Origin of the sequence: Sedimentitalea sediminis, assembly GCF_042687825.1 — a bacterium.
Taxonomy (GTDB): Bacteria; Pseudomonadota; Alphaproteobacteria; order Rhodobacterales; family Rhodobacteraceae; genus Sedimentitalea.
The window spans coordinates 143,345-157,883 of record NZ_JBHUQE010000007.1 but is presented as its reverse complement, the minus strand read 5'-3'; the positions used below and the strand labels follow the sequence as shown (position 1 = coordinate 157,883).

Genomic DNA, 14,539 nt, shown 5'->3' with positions numbered 1-14,539 from the left:
TCAGACCGGACGCTTACGTTGTATCTAATGCGTGCCACCATATTTTGTCCATTGGTTTCGGCTCGACTGCGGGACTGCGTGTTATCAGTCACAGCCCAGAGTTCAGTAGTCATACCAAGCCTCGTATTCGCGCGAAGTGGCAGCCGAACGGGCTCCCTTGTCCTGATTACATTCAGAGCAGGTGAGCTGAAGGTTGGTTACGCAGTTCATACCTCCACGAGCCAGAGGTACGATGTGGTCGAAGTGGGTTGTTGCTTGCGACTGTAGAGCCGCGTCAGATCGGTGTGACACAGAACGCACCGCCCCTTATCTCGGTGGAAAACTGCGTCCTTGGCCCAAGAGGGTATTGATGCGCGCGACAAATGCGCGGAGTTGTCAAATGCATCGGGCACGAATGATGGGGACGTGTGAAGGACGTAGCCAGAAACCATGTGTCCGAACGCAGACATCGTGCCGCGATTTGAGAACAAGACGTGAAAGACTTGTTTGGAAATCAGCTCGCACAGTTCTGAGATCAGGTCTTGCTCTTGGAGTGCCTCCAGATACTCGTATCCATCTCCCCGGGCAAATTCCGAGCTGCGTACCGCCAAGTGGCCAATGCCGTTCGACCGAAGGAGATAGTCCACCCAGTATTTGCCATGGCTGTTCTTTGAGCCGTCCGCGTCTTCGAAGATCACACTGGAGATAAGCTCTTCCACGAATACGTGAAAACAGGTCCACTTCGGGAACTTCCGCGCCAGACTAGATGAAGACATGTCGCCGAATATGTCCTCCACGTTTCGGAGGTATGCCCCAGGCTCCCTCGTGACGCCGTCTACCATCTGGCAGATGTAGTACAGGTCTACACTCGACACTCTCTGAAGCTGTGAGACCAAAGTGGGGTCCTCCGCACGAACAATGCCACCCTGTAATGGCTTGGCCTGAATGGGTTTATTTGCGCGGGTTGGGGATCTCCGACCGCGCCCGAACACCACCCGCAGGCTACTGCGCCTACGGTCGTTTGCGAATACCCGATCCTCTGGGCCTTGCCTTGGCCGGACAACACGCCGCTCCGAGCGGTGTTTCGCTCAAATACTTCGCTCAAATACAGTGTCTATACTGTGTCTATACTGTTCCTGAACGAGGCGCCTGATCGTCCGTGTCATATAAAAGCATGTTTTCGCTAAGAAATTTTGGAGGCGAGTACCGGAATCGAACCGGTGTACACGGATTTGCAATCCGCTGCGTCACCACTCCGCCAACTCGCCGCCGCATGGTGCGTTTCGCCGTCTAGCGGATATGTCGCTGCGCTGCAAGTGCCACAGCTGGGGAAATAGCTGTACTGGACGTTGCCCGAACCTGCGCAATGTGGCAAAACCACGGAGACTGACTGGCCAGAAGAGAATTGCAATGATAGATTTCGCTACCCGCCGTCGGATGATGGTCGATACGCAGGTTCGACCGTCGGACGTCACCAAGTTCCCGATCATCGACGCCATGCTGAGCGTGCCGCGCGAGGCTTTCCTGCCCGACTCCCGCCGCGAAGCCGCCTATGCCGACGAGAATGTCGATCTGGGCGAGGGTCGGGTGCTGCTGGAGCCACGCACACTGGCCAAGATGCTGGACGCGCTGGACATCTCGAATGACGAACTGGTGCTGAACGTCGGCTGCAACTATGGCTATTGCGCCGCGGTTCTGGCGCGTATGGCGCAGGCGGTCGTGGCCGTCGAACAGGATGAAGCGATGGCCGAAGAGGCCCAGGCGATGTTGGCATCCGCCGGCGCGGATACGGTGGTCGTACATACCGGTGCGCTGGCCGCGGGCGCGGCTGAACACGGCCCCTATGACGTCATTCTGATCGAGGGCGGAATCAACGAATTGCCCGAGGGCATCGTGGCGCAGCTCAAGGATGGCGGGCGCATCGCCTGCATGTTCATGGAGGGCCCGCTGGGTGTGGTCCGGCTGGGGCACAAGACCGGCGACACCCTGAGCTGGCGGTTCGGCTTTAACGCTGCCGCGCCGGTATTGCCGGGGTTCGAAAAACAGGCGGCTTTCGCGCTCTAGGTCAGGCACGGGGCGGTCATAACATCCGCCGGGCAAAAAACGGGGCAAACCCGGTCGATCCCGGCGCTCAGGAGGCAGAGATGGGCAGAAAACAGAAGGCAGGCTGGCGCAAGGCCGCGGTATTGGCCATTGGCGTGACGCTGATGGCGGGCGCGCCCGCCGCGGCGCGAGCCGAAAACCTGACCGATGCGATGATCGGTGCCTATAACACCAGCGGTCTGCTCGAGCAGAACCGGGCCCTTTTGCGGGCTGCGGACGAGGATGTCGCCGGTGCGGTCGCCCTGTTGCGGCCGGTGGTTGCCTTTGTCGCCCGGGCCACCGCCAGCAGCAACCGGCTGACGCCGGGGGGTACGCTGAACGAAACCCTGCAATCCAGATTGACGGCCGGCATCGAAGCGACGCTGGTTTTGTTTGACAACGGGGCCCGCGAACTGGGCGTGCAGGCGGTCAAGGAAGTCGTCCTGGCCACCCGCCAGCGGTTGTTGTCCTTTGAACAGCGGGTGCTGCTGCGGGCCGTGACAGCCTTTATGGATGTGATCCTGCAGACCGAGAACGTCTCGTTGCGTGAAAACAACGTGCGGGTTCTGGGCGAGGAACTGCGCGCCACGCAGGACCGGTTCGATGTCGGCGAAGTGACCCGCACCGACGTGGCGCTGGCGCAATCGCGGCTGGCCGCGGCGCGCAGCAACCTGGCCGCTGCACGTGGGTTGTTGGTGAATGCCAAGGCCGAATACACCAACGCGGTCGGGCGCAAACCCGGCAGACTTATCGCCCCGCGCAGCCTGCCGCAGCGTCCTAAAAGCATCGAGGCCGCGCAGGCCGTGGCGGTGCGTATCCACCCGGATATCCTCGAAGCCCAACGGCAGGTCGCCAATCAGGAGTTGCTGATCCGGCAGGCCACCAAGCGGCTGGGGCCGACGGTCTCGGGCCGCGTCGCGGCCGGCGTCTCGGAAGACTGGAACAACAGCAATGACGGCTATGACAGTTCGGTTTCCCTGGAACTGCGGCAGCAGATCTATTCGGGCGGCGCGCTGCAATCGTCGATCCGCCGGGTAATGGCCAACCGCGATGCCGCCCGCGGCAATCTGCTGAACGTCCAGCGCAACACGGTGCAGGGCGTGAACAACGCCTTTGTCCGCCTCGAAGTGGCGCGTGCCAGCCTGGTCGCGACACGCGAGCGCGTGCGGGCGGCTCAGGTCGCCTTTGACGGTATCCGCGAAGAGGCCACGCTGGGCGCGCGGACGACCCTGGACGTGCTGGCCGCGGAACAGGAATTGCTGGATGCGCTGACAGCGCAAATTTCGGCCCGCTCCGAAGAGGCGATCGCCTCGTACCAACTGCTGGCCTCGCAGGGGCTGCTGACGGCGGAACGGCTGGGCCTGGCGGTGCAGATCTATGACCCGACGATCTACTACAATCTGGCCAAGAACGCGCCCGCGACCCATTCCAAACAGTCCAGGGATCTGGACCGCGTTCTGAAAGCGCTTGGAAAACAGTGACAATTTTTTCTATCTGTTGCGGGACCATCTGACGCCGACTAACCTCTTTCCCGGGGCGAGAGTGTAGGTGTCAAATGTCAGATCCCGTTACGAATGTTCCGGTCGAGGATGTCCTGTCCTCGATCCGCCGACTGGTCGTCGATGAAAAACCCGCCGAAACAGATGCGCCAGCCCCGCGTGTCGATGGATCGCCCCGGCGACTGGTTTTGACCCCCAGTCTGCGCGTACCCGGCGCCGCGCGGGATTACGGGGATGGTATTTCACAGCCGGATTTTGCCAAGGCGGACATCTCGGAACCGAAGATGACAGAGGACGGGCTGAGCGACAGACCGCCAGGCGAGCAGGCGCAGGGCCTGTCAGGCGAACCGGTGCCCGAGACCGATACCGATCCGGATACCGAAGCCTGCCTTGCCACAGCGCGCGAGGCCCCTTGGATGCCCCGCGCCCGTGCGGCGAAAGCCGACCTGTCCGATGCCGGGCACATCGATGCTGATAAATCGCCCAAAGCTGCACGAGACGCAGGCGCTCCTGCCGGGCGCGGGTTGCGCCGGGACGACATGCCCTGCAAGGAACCGCGGACCCAGCCCGACGCGGCGCAGTGCCAGGATCGAACCCGGGGCACCGGTGCCGCCGACCGGCCCTGGTACATGTCCGAGGATATGGATCAGGATATGGCAGGCGATTTCGGCAGGGACCGCACGCAGGACCCGGACGACGCTCCGTCGCTTGCGGCTGACAGGCAGGACCCGGTCCCGGACCTTGCTGAAAACACCGTTGCCCCGGCTGAAATACCCTCGTCATCGGGGGGCGAAGGGTTTGTCAAACAACCCCCTTGGAGCGACCCGGAATCCTTTTTGATGAAGGCCGCGCAGCTTGCCGCTCAGGCCCGGAATGCCGAATGCACGCCGGTCGTCGGTGCCCCGACAGGCGAACTGCCACCCAAGCATGAGCCGGACTTGGCGCTGGGGGATACTCCGGAACCCGATGTCACGTCCGGCGATCAGATCGACCGCAGGGCGGATGCGGCGGACATGTCCGGGAAATCCGCAGAGGTCGAGCCGGACCAGCCCGCCCAAATCGGTCTGACCGATGAAAGTGGCGGTGTGCCCCACGACCCGGGCATGACTTCGGAGCCAGTCGCTCAGGGTCCCCGAAATGCGGAGCCAGCCAAGGACGCCTGGCGTGAACGTGTTTCCTTTGGAAATTCACGCCAAGCGCCCGCAGAACCGGCCCCCGAATCCCGGCCGATGACACAGCCGGCAATCGAGGCCACCGCGGAATCGGCGTCAGGGGCGCCGGCAGAGCCCGTGGCGGTTGCCCCGATGGATCAGGAGCCGACGGCCGATGCGCAGCCAATGGGCCTCGGATCGGGCAGGTTTGAGCCAGCGCACGAGCCGGCGATGGAAACCCAGGCGTCCGAGGATCCGCCAGCGGATGCGCTGGAGGAAATGGACGACCCGCAGGACTGTGATCCAGAGGCGGATGCTCGACGGGCATTTTCGGCGTTAGATGATGCCCCGATGGATGCGGGACCAGCGCCGGAACCCGAGCATGTCGAACCTGCACCGGACAATGCACTGGACACTGACGGCGAGGACCCCGCAGCGGCAGCAGACGATGCGACAGATGCGGTGTTGCAAGCCAGCGACCTGCCATGCGCAAAGGCGGAAACGTCTGACGCAGTCGCGCGCACTGAATCGGGCGCAAAGGATGACGAACCACAAGCGCGGTCATCTCTGGAGGTGTCTGTTGCCATGCCCGACGAGGTGACGGCCCCCCCCGCGGCGTCAGCGGATGCACCGACGCAGACCGAGGCAGGCCGTGGACACAGCGATGTCGTGGATCTGGGGGACATGTCCGTTGATGACGGGTTTGCGCTGGATGACGAAGCTCTGCGCGACATGGTTGCCGATGTTGTGCGCGAGGAATTGCATGGCGCGCTGGGCGAACGGATCACCCGAAACGTCCGAAAACTGGTGCGGCGGGAGATCAATCGCGCCTTGGCCGGGCGGGAATGGGAGTGAGTTTGTGACCGCCTGACCGACCGGGCACCGCCTTTATCAACACCGGGCCGGCGCAGGCCAGTCCGGTGCGAAACCCGCACCATGGGCGGAGTGGTCGGACGTTTCAGAGGTTGGTTGCGGCCCCTCGGCCAACGCCGATCAGCCGGACGGCGGTTCGGGCGTCATCTCTGCTGCAACGCCGCCCGCAACGGGCAGACCCGTATGCAGGCCAAACCACCCGACCGCAGTTGCGTGACCAGACATTTTTAGATTGGATTTGCAGAGTGTTGCCCTGATCAGGCCGCTTCGGCCTGTTGCGCTGCGTTGCGCCGTTCGCTTTCCTCGCGCGAAAGTGCCACCGATGTGCGTACCCCGCGACCGACGAATTCCATCAGCCCGTTAACCACCCGCTCGTTCGGGTCGATACCTGCGCAGGACAGCACCTCGCGCCCGTCGCGCGAGCGCGCCCAACGGGCGATCTGCTCTGGCCCGTTGCCGTATTTCTTGTCGTCGGCGATGGCATCGTCCAGCGCTGCCAACACTACGGCCGCAAAGAGTTTACGTGCACGGTTGCCTTGCTCGTTGTTAAAGGCGGTGCCGTCAACGAAATCTTTCATCTCGTTTTCCTTATTATTCTTGCTCTTGCAATCCTCGGCGTGACGCTCGTTATGACCGATTGCAATCGATTCGGATACCCCGGGATTGCATAGCATATATGCAAATTTTGCATAGCTTTCTGCGTCTGCAGCACGAGATATCGTTGTCTTGCCAGCCCCCGGCCCGCCATATATAGGTGCCGCAGACCAGCTATCAACCGCGCGTTAAGGGAATTCCCATGGCCAAGATCAACGGCAACGAAATCCGCCCCGGCAATATTCTCGAACACAATGACGGCTTGTGGGCGGCGGTCAAAGTCGAGCATGTCAAACCCGGCAAGGGCGGCGCCTTTGCCCAGGTCGAACTGCGAAACCTGCGCAACGGCTCCAAACTGAACGAACGCTTCCGCAGCGCCGACAAGGTCGAGAAGGTGCGGCTGGAACAGAAGGACCAGCAATTTCTCTATGAAAACGATGGTATGCTGGTTTTCATGGACACCGAGACATATGAGCAGGTCGAACTGCCGTCCGAGATTCTGGGAGACCGCCGGCCGTTCCTGCAGGATGGCATGACCGTCGTGGTCGAGTTCCACGAAGCCGAGGCCCTGAGCGCCTCGCTGCCGCAGAAGGTGACCTGCAAGATCGTCGAGACCGAACCGGTGGTCAAAGGTCAGACGGCGGCGAACTCCTTCAAGCCCGCGGTTCTGGAAAACGGACTCAAGGTGATGGTGCCGCCCTTTGTCGGGCAGGACGAGATGATCGTGGTGAACACCGAAACCATGGAATATTCCGAACGCGCCTGACGTCCGGGCCGCGGCAGGCTGCGGCAAACTTACGCGGGCGGGCCGGGCCGGGTCTGCAGAACCTCGCGCAGCAACTCGAATTTGACCCGCGTGGCGCTGACCTGACGGTAAAACGTGATCAGAAAGGCGGTGGGCGCCTGCAGTCGGCTCAGCCCGATCGTGGCGGCCACGACGGTGCCGACATCGGTGCGCCCCTGCAGCACCAGCCAGCCCCCCAGCATCAACACGCCGACCGAGCCAGCGGCATTCAGGGCGCTGACGGCAAATTTTGTCGACAGTTTCCAGATGAACATGCGGCGGCGGGTATCAAAGATCACGTCGAAATCGTCCAGAACCGCCTGTTGCATCTCGTCGGCCTGGCTGTGGATCATCTGATTGGTTGCCCGGCGCAACACATGTACGCGCGCCGCCACCAACGCGTTCACCTGTTTCTGCGTTACCAGGACCAGCACCACCTGCGGCGTGATCACCGCCATCGCGATCATTCCCAGCACCGGCTGGGTCGCGGCGATATATCCGATCACTGAAACCAGCGTGCCGATCTGCACCACCGGATCGGAAAAGGCACCGCCGGTGAACTTGCCCAATTCCTCGGATTCCGCCGAGACCGCGGTGGTCAACGTACCCTTGGGCGCGGTTTCGCGATCCGCGTCCTGCTGCCAGGCGATGGCGCGCTCATAGACCCGCTGGCGCAGCAGGCGGATGATGTCTTCGCCCAGAACGCCAGAGCGATACGAGACCAGCCATTTCAGCGCCAGGCTCAGCAGGATGACGGCCATCATGCCGGCACCCAGCCAATAGAGGGCGGCGAAATCCAGATCGCCATCGGTCAGTTCATTGACGATCTGCTTTTGAAAGCTCAGGGGCGCAGCTGCCAGGGCCGCGATCGCCAAGGACAGCAGGATCAGAACCAGCTGCCGCCCGCTGCTGACGCGCCAGATCGCCTTGTACATCTCCCACACGGGCCGGTGCCTCCGTCATTTCTGCGCATGTTGCGGGGGACGGACCCGCGATCGGGTCCGGGATGTTTCACGCCAGGGACAGGGTGGCCTCGCCAGCCTGCATGTCGCCCTGCGCCCTGTCAAAGCGCAGATAAGCCAGCGCGTGATCGCCTGACCGGGTATACAGCGTGCCCGCGGCCTTGCCATCGGCGGTGATCGGGGTGCCGCAGGCGGCGCGGCCGGTGATGGTCACCCGGCGCAGGCCCTTGCGCAGCTCGGTCTTGTGTTTCATCCGGGCGGTGACCTCTTGGCCGACATAACAGCCCTTGCGGAAATCGATACCGTTCAGCCGGTCCAACCCGGCCTCAAGGACAAAGGTGTCCGGTGTCAGTTCGATCGTGCTTTCCGGGATGCAGTGCGCGACGCGGATCGCGTCCCAGTCGCTGCCGTCATCGCTGGACGGCGCCACGGTATAGGCGCGCCAGCCCAGATCGGGGTGGCGCGGGTCGGGCCAGGCGCCGGCGGGGGCGGGCCCACGGCCGCGCTGCAGGTTCAGCCCGCTTGCGGCAATCTCGACATCGGCGCGCAGCTTGTACATGGCCAGCCGCTTTGCCAGACTGTCGGCCAGCGGTTCGGCCACGTCCAGCAGCACGTCCTCGCCATCCTGCAGCAGAAAGAAATCGGCAATATACTTGCCCTGCGGCGTCAGAAGGGCAGCATAGACCAGCCCGTCCTTCAGGCGCGCGACGTCGTTGCTGACCAGCCCCTGTAGAAAGCTGAGCGTGTCCCGGCCGGACAATCTGAGGATGCGGCGCGAAAGCATGGGCGTTCTCCTGGTTTTCTTCGTCCCGTCATACAGGTATGGCTGGGCCATTGAACAGAGGAGTTCCCGTGCCCGCTGAAATCTCTGTCATCGTACCGACGCTGGACGCCGCCGAACAGCTGCCCGATTGTCTGGCCGCCCTGATCGAGGGGCTGTCCGCCGGGCTGATCCGCGAACTGATCGTTACCGATGGCGGCAGCCGCGACGATAGCCGCCGCATCGCCGATGCTGCCGGCGCTGTGATCGTGACCGGCGATGCCTCGCGCGGCGGTCAACTGCGGCGCGGCGTGGCCCTGGCGCGCGGACGGTGGTTGCTGGTTCTGCATGCCGATACCACCCTGGAACCGGGATGGGCGGCGGCCGTGGCGCAGCACCTGCAGTCCGGCCAGGGGCAGGCGGCATATTTCCGGCTGGCGTTCCGGGCGCGCGGGCTGATGCCGGTCTGGGTTGCCGGCTGGGCCAATCTGCGGGCGCGACTGTTCGGTTTGCCCTTTGGCGATCAGGGGCTGCTGCTGCGCCGCGATGTCTATGAACGCGCCGGCGGCTATCCCGATCAGCCGCTGATGGAGGACGTGGCGCTGGTGCAGGCGCTGGACAGCGCGCCGGTGGTCTTGTCGGCGCGGGCTTTTACCAGCGCCGAAAAATACCGCCGGACCGGGTGGCTGCGGCGCGGTCTGCGCAATCTCTGGACCTTGGCGCGCTATTTCGCCGGGGTCGATCCGCAAAGGCTGGCAGCGTCTTACCGGCGCTGAGCGCTACCCGAGCAGTCGCTGTCGCAACCGTCGCAGCCATGTGGGCTTTGGCGCCGGCAGGGCCGGTTCCTGCGGTTGCAAGGCGGCCGTCCCTTTCGGGTCGATCACGGTTTTTCCGCCCTTGAACTGCAAATGATAGAGATCGGAATAGATGCCGCCGCGGGCCATCAATTCCTCGTGGGTGCCCTGATCGACAACCTTGCCACTGTCCATCACGACGATCTTGTCGGCATTGACGATGGTCGACAGCCGGTGCGCGATCACCAGAGTGGTACGCCCCCCTGACAAACGGTCCAGCGCGCGCTGCACGACTTTTTCCGATTGCGCGTCCAGTNTCTTGTCGGCATTGACGATGGTCGACAGCCGGTGCGCGATCACCAGAGTGGTACGCCCCCCTGACAAACGGTCCAGCGCGCGCTGCACGACTTTTTCCGATTGCGCGTCCAGTGCGCTGGTGGCCTCGTCCAGCAGCAGAACCGGGGTGTCGCGCAACAGCGCGCGGGCGATCACCACCCGTTGCCGCTGACCGCCGGACAGGGCCGAGCCGCGCGGCCCCACCGGTGTGTCCAGCCCCTGCGGCAGCTGCGGCAGATAGTCGGATACATGGGCTGCATCCAGCACCGGTTTCAGATCGGCGTCGCTGATGTCGCGCCGGCCCAGCAGGATGTTTTCGCGCAGGGTTTCGTCAAATAGCAGCGCCTCTTGGCTGACCACCGAAAACAGCCCGCGCAGTTCCGGCAAGGCAATGGTGCGCACATCGACGCCGCCGACCATGACCGTTCCGGCCTTTGGGTCAACCAACCGGGTCAGCAGGTTGAAGACGGTCGACTTGCCGGCCCCCGAAGCGCCGACCAGGGCGGTGGTCTTGCCGGCTGCGGCCGTCAGGTCCAGCGACTTCAGGACTTCCGCCTCGCCGTAACTCAGCGAGACGCCCTGAAGGTGGATATCAGGCAGCCCGGTCGGCGCCGGCACCGGCTTGGCCGGCGAGGTCAGAAGGATCGGCGCATCCATCAGTTCCTTGAGGCGTTCCAGTGCGGCGGCGGCCGCCTGCCAGGCGCCGCTCAGCGAGGCCAGACGGCGCATCGGGTCAAAGGCCAGTCCGATGGCGGTAAAAAAGCTCATGAACTGGCCGACCGTCTTTTCGCCCGAGATGATTTCGCTGCCGCCGTACAAGAGCACGCCCATAAAGCCGATCCCGGCCATAAGATCGATCAGTCCGGTGATCGAGGCCGTTCCGAAAACCGCGCGGATCTCGGACCGTACGAACGAGTCGGTGTGATCGGAAAAGCGTTTGACCTGATAGGATTCCAGACTGTTCAGTTTGATCGGGACGATGCCGTGAAACACCTCGTCCAGCCGCGTGGCCAGAGTCGCCCCCAGATCGCGCGCCTGAGCGGCTTTTTTGCGCACATAACGCTGCCCGGCGCCGATCGGCAGAAACATCAGCGGCACGCCGATCAGCATGATCGCGGTCCAGACCCAGTCGACGTTGATGGCGACGCCGATCAGGATGACCAGCGACACCGCATCGCGTCCGGCACCGGTGATGATGCCGCGCCAGACGTCGTTGACCGCATTGACGTCGCTCTGAACCCGCTGGATCAGAAAGCCCGGCGGATGGACCTGGTGAAACGCCGTATCCTGGCCGATCATCCGTTTCAACAGATCGATGCGCAGGCTTGCGGCGGTCATCTGCGACACCCGCGCCAGCAGCACCTTTTGCACGACACCCGAGCCGCCGCGGACGCTGAATATCAACAGGAATACCAGACTGACCCAGGTCAGTGCGCCGGTATTGCCCTGAACGAACACCTCGTCGAACATCGGCTGCATCATGTAGCTGATTGCGCCGACCATGCTGCCCTCTATCAGCATGAACACCATGGCCACGGCCATGATGCCCGTGTGCTGACGCAGATATCCGCGCCACAGCCATCCCAGCAATTCACGCGTCGATTTGGGTCGGCTGCGCATAAGGGACTGATCCGTTCGTGGAAGGGCCCCGCGGACCCGTGAGACAGGTGATCCTGCCATTTAAGCGACTGGGGAAATTGGCGCAACCCGCCTGAACGTCGCGCCGCCGGTGCGGCGTTTCGGACGTGGCCCGCCCCTGGTTGGTCCGCCGAAACCGAAACAGGGCTGACCAGACATTGATCAACCCCGCGCGTTTGCCAGCGCCTGTGGCAGCGCCGCGGCAAAGGCATCCAGATCGGCAGACGCGCCGCAACTGACGCGGATACAGCGGTTCTGCGGGGCGGCAAACGGCATGCGCACGAAGATCCCCAGAGTGGTGAGGTGCTGCAGAACCGACTGCGCAAAGGCCGCGTCCCGGCCGCAATCGATGGCGACGAAATTCGCCGCCGAAGGCAGCGGTGTCAGACCGTTTTCGCGGGCGATCCCGGCGATGCGGGCGCGGGCCGTGTCGATTTCCTGTCGGACATGCGTCAGCCAGCCGGTATCGGCCAGCGCGGCCAGCGCCCCGGCCTGTGCAGCACGGTTCATGCCGAAATGGTTGCGCACCTTGTCAAACGCGGCAATCAGGTCCGGGGCACCCAAGGCATAGCCGACACGGGCCCCGGCCATGCCATAAGCCTTGGAAAAGGTGCGCATGCGGATCAGGCGGGCATCGTCGGGCGCGATGGACACGGCGGTGCCGGCCGGCGCGCATTCGGCATAGGCCTCGTCCAGCACCAGCAGGCAGCCCGCCGGCAGGTCGCGCATCGCCGCGACGATGTCCGCACCCTTGTGCCAACTGCCCATGGGGTTGTCGGGATTGGCCAGATAGACCAGCTTTGCATCCACCTCGGCGGCCTTGGCGAACAGACTGGCGGGGTCTTCGCGGTCCGCGACATAGGGCACCTTGTGCAGCACGCCGCCAAACCCGGCCACATGATAGTTGAACGTCGGATAGGCCCCATCCGAGGTCACCACCGCGTCACCGGGTCCGACGATCAGCCGCACCAGATAGCCCAGCAACCCGTCGATCCCCTCGCCGACGACGACATGGGCCGGTGTCACGTTGTGAAACGCCGCCAGTGCGTGGCGCAGGTCGTGGTTCTCGGGATCGCCATACATCCAGATATCCGCGGCCGCGGCGCGCATGGCGGCGATGGCGCGGGGCGAGGGGCCAAAGCCGTTTTCGTTGGCGCCCAGCCGGGCCAGAAATGGCGCGCCGCGTTGCCGCTCCTGGGTTTCCGGGCCGACAAAGGGCACGGTGGCGGGCAGGGATTGGGCCAGCGGGGTATATCGCGGGGATGTCATGGGCGCAGTTAACCGCAGCGCCGACCGCCCTGCAAGTCCGGCTCAGCGCGGTCCGTCGGGCCGGGTCAGCACATAGGTCGCCGCCGCCCCCAGCGCCAGCGCCTGTACGATCAGAACAACCGTCGGAAGCCCGGCCAGCAGGCTGGCGCCGAAGGCCAGCGCCATGACCGCGCAGGCCAGGCGCTTGACCGGGCGGGGAATGGCGCCATAGGCCTCCCACTCGGCAATCAGCGGGCCAAACACCCGATGCGAGGTCAGCCAGTTTCGCAGTCGGGGTGACCCGTTGGAAAAGGCAAAGGCTGCCAGGATCACGAAAGGCGTCGTCGGCAGGACCGGCAGCACCACGCCGATCAGGCCCAGGGCCAGCGCCGCGCAGCCCAGGATATTCCACATCAGCCGGCGCATCGGCGCGCCCTTGCCGCCATGGGCGGCAGTGGTGGTCGGGGCGGGATCGGTCTCGGTCATGGCGGGCCTGTTCACGGTCGGACAAGCATGCCGCCAGATCGGCACATTGTAAATGCGGCGGCACCCGACGAACCAAATGCCCCCACGTCCGGCTGGCATTGCGCCGGGGAATGCGGTCAGATGGCCCGGCACAGCACTGGAGGTCGAAATGGCGCGCGTTTCCGTCGAGTACAAGGATCACATTGCCCGGGTCACCCTGACCCGGGGCGACAAGATGAACGCGCTGGACGATGCCATGATCGAGGCCATCGTCAATGCCGGTCAGGAGGTGGCCGCCTCGGAAGCGCGCGCGGTCATCCTGTCGGGCGAGGGCAAGAGTTTCTGCGCCGGTCTGGATCTGGCCAGCTTTGCCAAGATGGGTCAGATCGATCCCGAGGCCTGGCTGATGGAACGCAGCCATGGCGAGACCAACAGTCTGCAGGAATGCGCCATGTGCTGGCGCCGGGTGCCGGTGCCGGTGATCGCCGCGCTGCATGGCTCGGTCTATGGCGGCGGGTTGCAGGTGGCATTGGGGGCCGATATTCGGATTGCCGCCCCGGATACCCAGTTGGCCCTGATGGAACTGAAATGGGGGTTGGTGCCCGATATGGGCGGCATGGCGCTGTTGCCGGATCTGGTGCGCTCGGACGTGCTGCGGCAGCTGACCTATACGGCGCGGCCAGTGTCGGCGGAACAGGCCGAACGCTGGGGGCTGGTGACCTCTCTGGCCGACGATGCGGTGCTGGCGGCGCAGGATCTGGCCGCCGAGATCGTCCGCAAGAGCCCGTCAGCGATCCGTGCCGCCAAGCGGCTGATCGAGGTGGCGGAATCCAAGGGCCGCGCCGACGTGTTGATGGCGGAATCCCGCGAATCCGTCGGGTTGATCGGCAAGCCCGAGCAAATGGAAGTGATCGCTGCGCAAATGCAGGGGCGGGCCCCGAAATTCGACTAGGACGTGACGTGGGCAGGGGCAGTCGTGCGCCCGCGTGTCAGCGGAAAAAGGCGCGGCGGGCGTCGCGGGTCCTGTTGTAGCGCATTTCCAGATCGGCGATCCGGCGCATCGCGGCCTTGCGATCTGCGGTGCTTTCCATCGCGGCCAAAGCGGCGCGGGCGGCCTGCAATTCTTCTTTCAGGCGGAACTCTTCGGGTCTGACGCCTGCCTCGGCCATGATCCGCATGCCGACCGCAACACCGGGATCGACCAGCGCCGCCTCGGGACGGTCGGGCAAGGGCTGGCCCTCGCCCTGCAGGCCCGTCAGCCTGCCCTCGGCGCGGGCCTTGAGGATCTGACGTTCGATCAGGTTGCGCAGCGGTGTCATCATACCGGCAGGATCGCGCAGAACCGCCGCCAGGGCGAGGGGCGCGCCCGGCGTG

Annotated in this window: 14 protein-coding genes, 1 tRNA gene and 2 pseudogenes; 6 read left to right on the top strand and 11 right to left on the bottom strand. The window is 64.1% G+C overall.

Annotated elements, in window-relative coordinates; all coding sequences use genetic code 11:
- Positions 1–102: 102 nt before the first annotated feature.
- The 3 genes from ACFMPD_RS08340 to ACFMPD_RS08330 form a co-directional block, all read right to left on the bottom strand.
- A complete protein-coding gene (locus ACFMPD_RS08340; RefSeq protein WP_380993339.1) occupies positions 103–210 on the bottom strand; it encodes a hypothetical protein in 108 nt (35 codons plus the stop codon).
- Complete coding sequence (locus ACFMPD_RS08335; RefSeq protein WP_380993338.1) at positions 207–698, bottom strand: hypothetical protein; 492 nt, start codon at positions 696–698, stop codon at positions 207–209. The genes ACFMPD_RS08340 and ACFMPD_RS08335 overlap by 4 nt, the downstream gene beginning before the upstream one ends.
- A gap of 475 nt (positions 699–1,173) precedes the next feature.
- Positions 1,174–1,247, bottom strand: a tRNA-Cys gene (locus ACFMPD_RS08330).
- 142 nt (positions 1,248–1,389) lie between these two features.
- Here ACFMPD_RS08330 and ACFMPD_RS08325 point away from each other — a divergent pair.
- The 3 genes from ACFMPD_RS08325 to ACFMPD_RS08315 all read left to right on the top strand — a co-directional run bounded on the left by ACFMPD_RS08325 (position 1,390) and on the right by ACFMPD_RS08315 (position 5,566).
- Positions 1,390–2,043, top strand: coding sequence for a protein-L-isoaspartate O-methyltransferase family protein (locus ACFMPD_RS08325; RefSeq protein WP_380993337.1), 654 nt, complete (start codon positions 1,390–1,392; stop codon positions 2,041–2,043).
- 80 nt (positions 2,044–2,123) lie between these two features.
- Positions 2,124–3,542: a TolC family outer membrane protein gene (locus ACFMPD_RS08320; protein WP_380993336.1), complete on the top strand. Its 1,419-nt coding sequence runs from the start codon at positions 2,124–2,126 to the stop codon at positions 3,540–3,542.
- Between the two features lie 74 nt (positions 3,543–3,616).
- Complete coding sequence (locus tag ACFMPD_RS08315) at positions 3,617–5,566, top strand: hypothetical protein (RefSeq protein WP_380993335.1); 1,950 nt, start codon at positions 3,617–3,619, stop codon at positions 5,564–5,566.
- 275 nt (positions 5,567–5,841) lie between these two features.
- On the opposite strand, the gene ACFMPD_RS08310 is transcribed toward ACFMPD_RS08315, so the two are convergent.
- On the bottom strand, positions 5,842–6,162 hold the full coding sequence (locus tag ACFMPD_RS08310) for a DUF6280 family protein (RefSeq protein WP_027261742.1): 321 nt from the start codon (positions 6,160–6,162) through the stop codon (positions 5,842–5,844).
- Positions 6,163–6,380: 218 nt separating this feature from the next.
- Between ACFMPD_RS08310 and efp the strand changes: the two genes are divergently transcribed.
- Complete coding sequence (gene efp, locus ACFMPD_RS08305; protein ID WP_380993334.1) at positions 6,381–6,944, top strand: elongation factor P; 564 nt, start codon at positions 6,381–6,383, stop codon at positions 6,942–6,944.
- 29 nt (positions 6,945–6,973) lie between these two features.
- Here efp and ACFMPD_RS08300 read toward each other — a convergent pair whose 3' ends face one another.
- Positions 6,974–7,897: an ABC transporter transmembrane domain-containing protein gene (locus ACFMPD_RS08300; RefSeq protein WP_380993333.1), complete on the bottom strand. Its 924-nt coding sequence runs from the start codon at positions 7,895–7,897 to the stop codon at positions 6,974–6,976.
- 76 nt (positions 7,898–7,973) lie between these two features.
- Positions 7,974–8,708 carry a CAF17-like 4Fe-4S cluster assembly/insertion protein YgfZ gene (ygfZ, locus tag ACFMPD_RS08295; protein ID WP_380993332.1) on the bottom strand — a complete coding sequence of 245 codons (735 nt, stop codon included), beginning with the start codon at positions 8,706–8,708 and terminating at the stop codon, positions 7,974–7,976.
- A gap of 68 nt (positions 8,709–8,776) precedes the next feature.
- On the opposite strand from ygfZ, the gene ACFMPD_RS08290 reads away from it, so the two are divergent.
- On the top strand, positions 8,777–9,460 hold the full coding sequence (locus ACFMPD_RS08290) for a TIGR04283 family arsenosugar biosynthesis glycosyltransferase (protein ID WP_380993331.1): 684 nt from the start codon (positions 8,777–8,779) through the stop codon (positions 9,458–9,460).
- A 3-nt stretch (positions 9,461–9,463) separates the two neighbouring features.
- Here ACFMPD_RS08290 and ACFMPD_RS17595 read toward each other — a convergent pair.
- The 4 genes and pseudogenes from ACFMPD_RS17595 to ACFMPD_RS08275 all read right to left on the bottom strand — a co-directional run.
- Positions 9,464–9,709: pseudogene (locus ACFMPD_RS17595) on the bottom strand (ABC transporter ATP-binding protein); the annotation flags it as partial.
- A 99-nt stretch (positions 9,710–9,808) separates the two neighbouring features.
- Positions 9,809–11,434 (bottom strand): annotated as a pseudogene (locus tag ACFMPD_RS08285) (ABC transporter ATP-binding protein); the annotation flags it as partial.
- Between the two features lie 180 nt (positions 11,435–11,614).
- Positions 11,615–12,721 (bottom strand): pyridoxal phosphate-dependent aminotransferase, encoded by a 1,107-nt coding sequence (locus tag ACFMPD_RS08280; protein WP_380993329.1) that lies wholly within the window; start codon positions 12,719–12,721, stop codon positions 11,615–11,617.
- A 42-nt stretch (positions 12,722–12,763) separates the two neighbouring features.
- On the bottom strand, positions 12,764–13,186 hold the full coding sequence (locus ACFMPD_RS08275) for a YbaN family protein (protein ID WP_380993328.1): 423 nt from the start codon (positions 13,184–13,186) through the stop codon (positions 12,764–12,766).
- Between the two features lie 148 nt (positions 13,187–13,334).
- On the opposite strand from ACFMPD_RS08275, the gene ACFMPD_RS08270 reads away from it, so the two are divergent.
- Positions 13,335–14,117: a crotonase/enoyl-CoA hydratase family protein gene (locus ACFMPD_RS08270; protein ID WP_380993327.1), complete on the top strand. Its 783-nt coding sequence runs from the start codon at positions 13,335–13,337 to the stop codon at positions 14,115–14,117.
- A 37-nt stretch (positions 14,118–14,154) separates the two neighbouring features.
- Here ACFMPD_RS08270 and ACFMPD_RS08265 read toward each other — a convergent pair whose 3' ends face one another.
- Positions 14,155–14,487 carry a DnaJ family domain-containing protein gene (locus ACFMPD_RS08265; protein ID WP_380993326.1) on the bottom strand — a complete coding sequence of 111 codons (333 nt, stop codon included), beginning with the start codon at positions 14,485–14,487 and terminating at the stop codon, positions 14,155–14,157.
- Positions 14,488–14,539 lie beyond the last annotated feature (52 nt).

Coding starts and splice junctions, on each gene's coding strand:
- ACFMPD_RS08340 (WP_380993339.1), bottom strand. CDS start 210: ATGAACTGCGTAACCAACCTTCAGCTCACCTGCTCTGAATGTAATCAG.
- ACFMPD_RS08325 (WP_380993337.1), top strand. CDS start 1,390: ATGATAGATTTCGCTACCCGCCGTCGGATGATGGTCGATACGCAGGTT.
- ACFMPD_RS08320 (WP_380993336.1), top strand. CDS start 2,124: ATGGGCAGAAAACAGAAGGCAGGCTGGCGCAAGGCCGCGGTATTGGCC.
- ACFMPD_RS08315 (WP_380993335.1), top strand. CDS start 3,617: ATGTCAGATCCCGTTACGAATGTTCCGGTCGAGGATGTCCTGTCCTCG.
- ACFMPD_RS08310 (WP_027261742.1), bottom strand. CDS start 6,162: ATGAAAGATTTCGTTGACGGCACCGCCTTTAACAACGAGCAAGGCAAC.
- efp (WP_380993334.1), top strand. CDS start 6,381: ATGGCCAAGATCAACGGCAACGAAATCCGCCCCGGCAATATTCTCGAA.
- ACFMPD_RS08300 (WP_380993333.1), bottom strand. CDS start 7,897: ATGTACAAGGCGATCTGGCGCGTCAGCAGCGGGCGGCAGCTGGTTCTG.
- ygfZ (WP_380993332.1), bottom strand. CDS start 8,708: ATGCTTTCGCGCCGCATCCTCAGATTGTCCGGCCGGGACACGCTCAGC.
- ACFMPD_RS08280 (WP_380993329.1), bottom strand. CDS start 12,721: ATGACATCCCCGCGATATACCCCGCTGGCCCAATCCCTGCCCGCCACC.
- ACFMPD_RS08275 (WP_380993328.1), bottom strand. CDS start 13,186: ATGACCGAGACCGATCCCGCCCCGACCACCACTGCCGCCCATGGCGGC.
- ACFMPD_RS08270 (WP_380993327.1), top strand. CDS start 13,335: ATGGCGCGCGTTTCCGTCGAGTACAAGGATCACATTGCCCGGGTCACC.
- ACFMPD_RS08265 (WP_380993326.1), bottom strand. CDS start 14,487: ATGATGACACCGCTGCGCAACCTGATCGAACGTCAGATCCTCAAGGCC.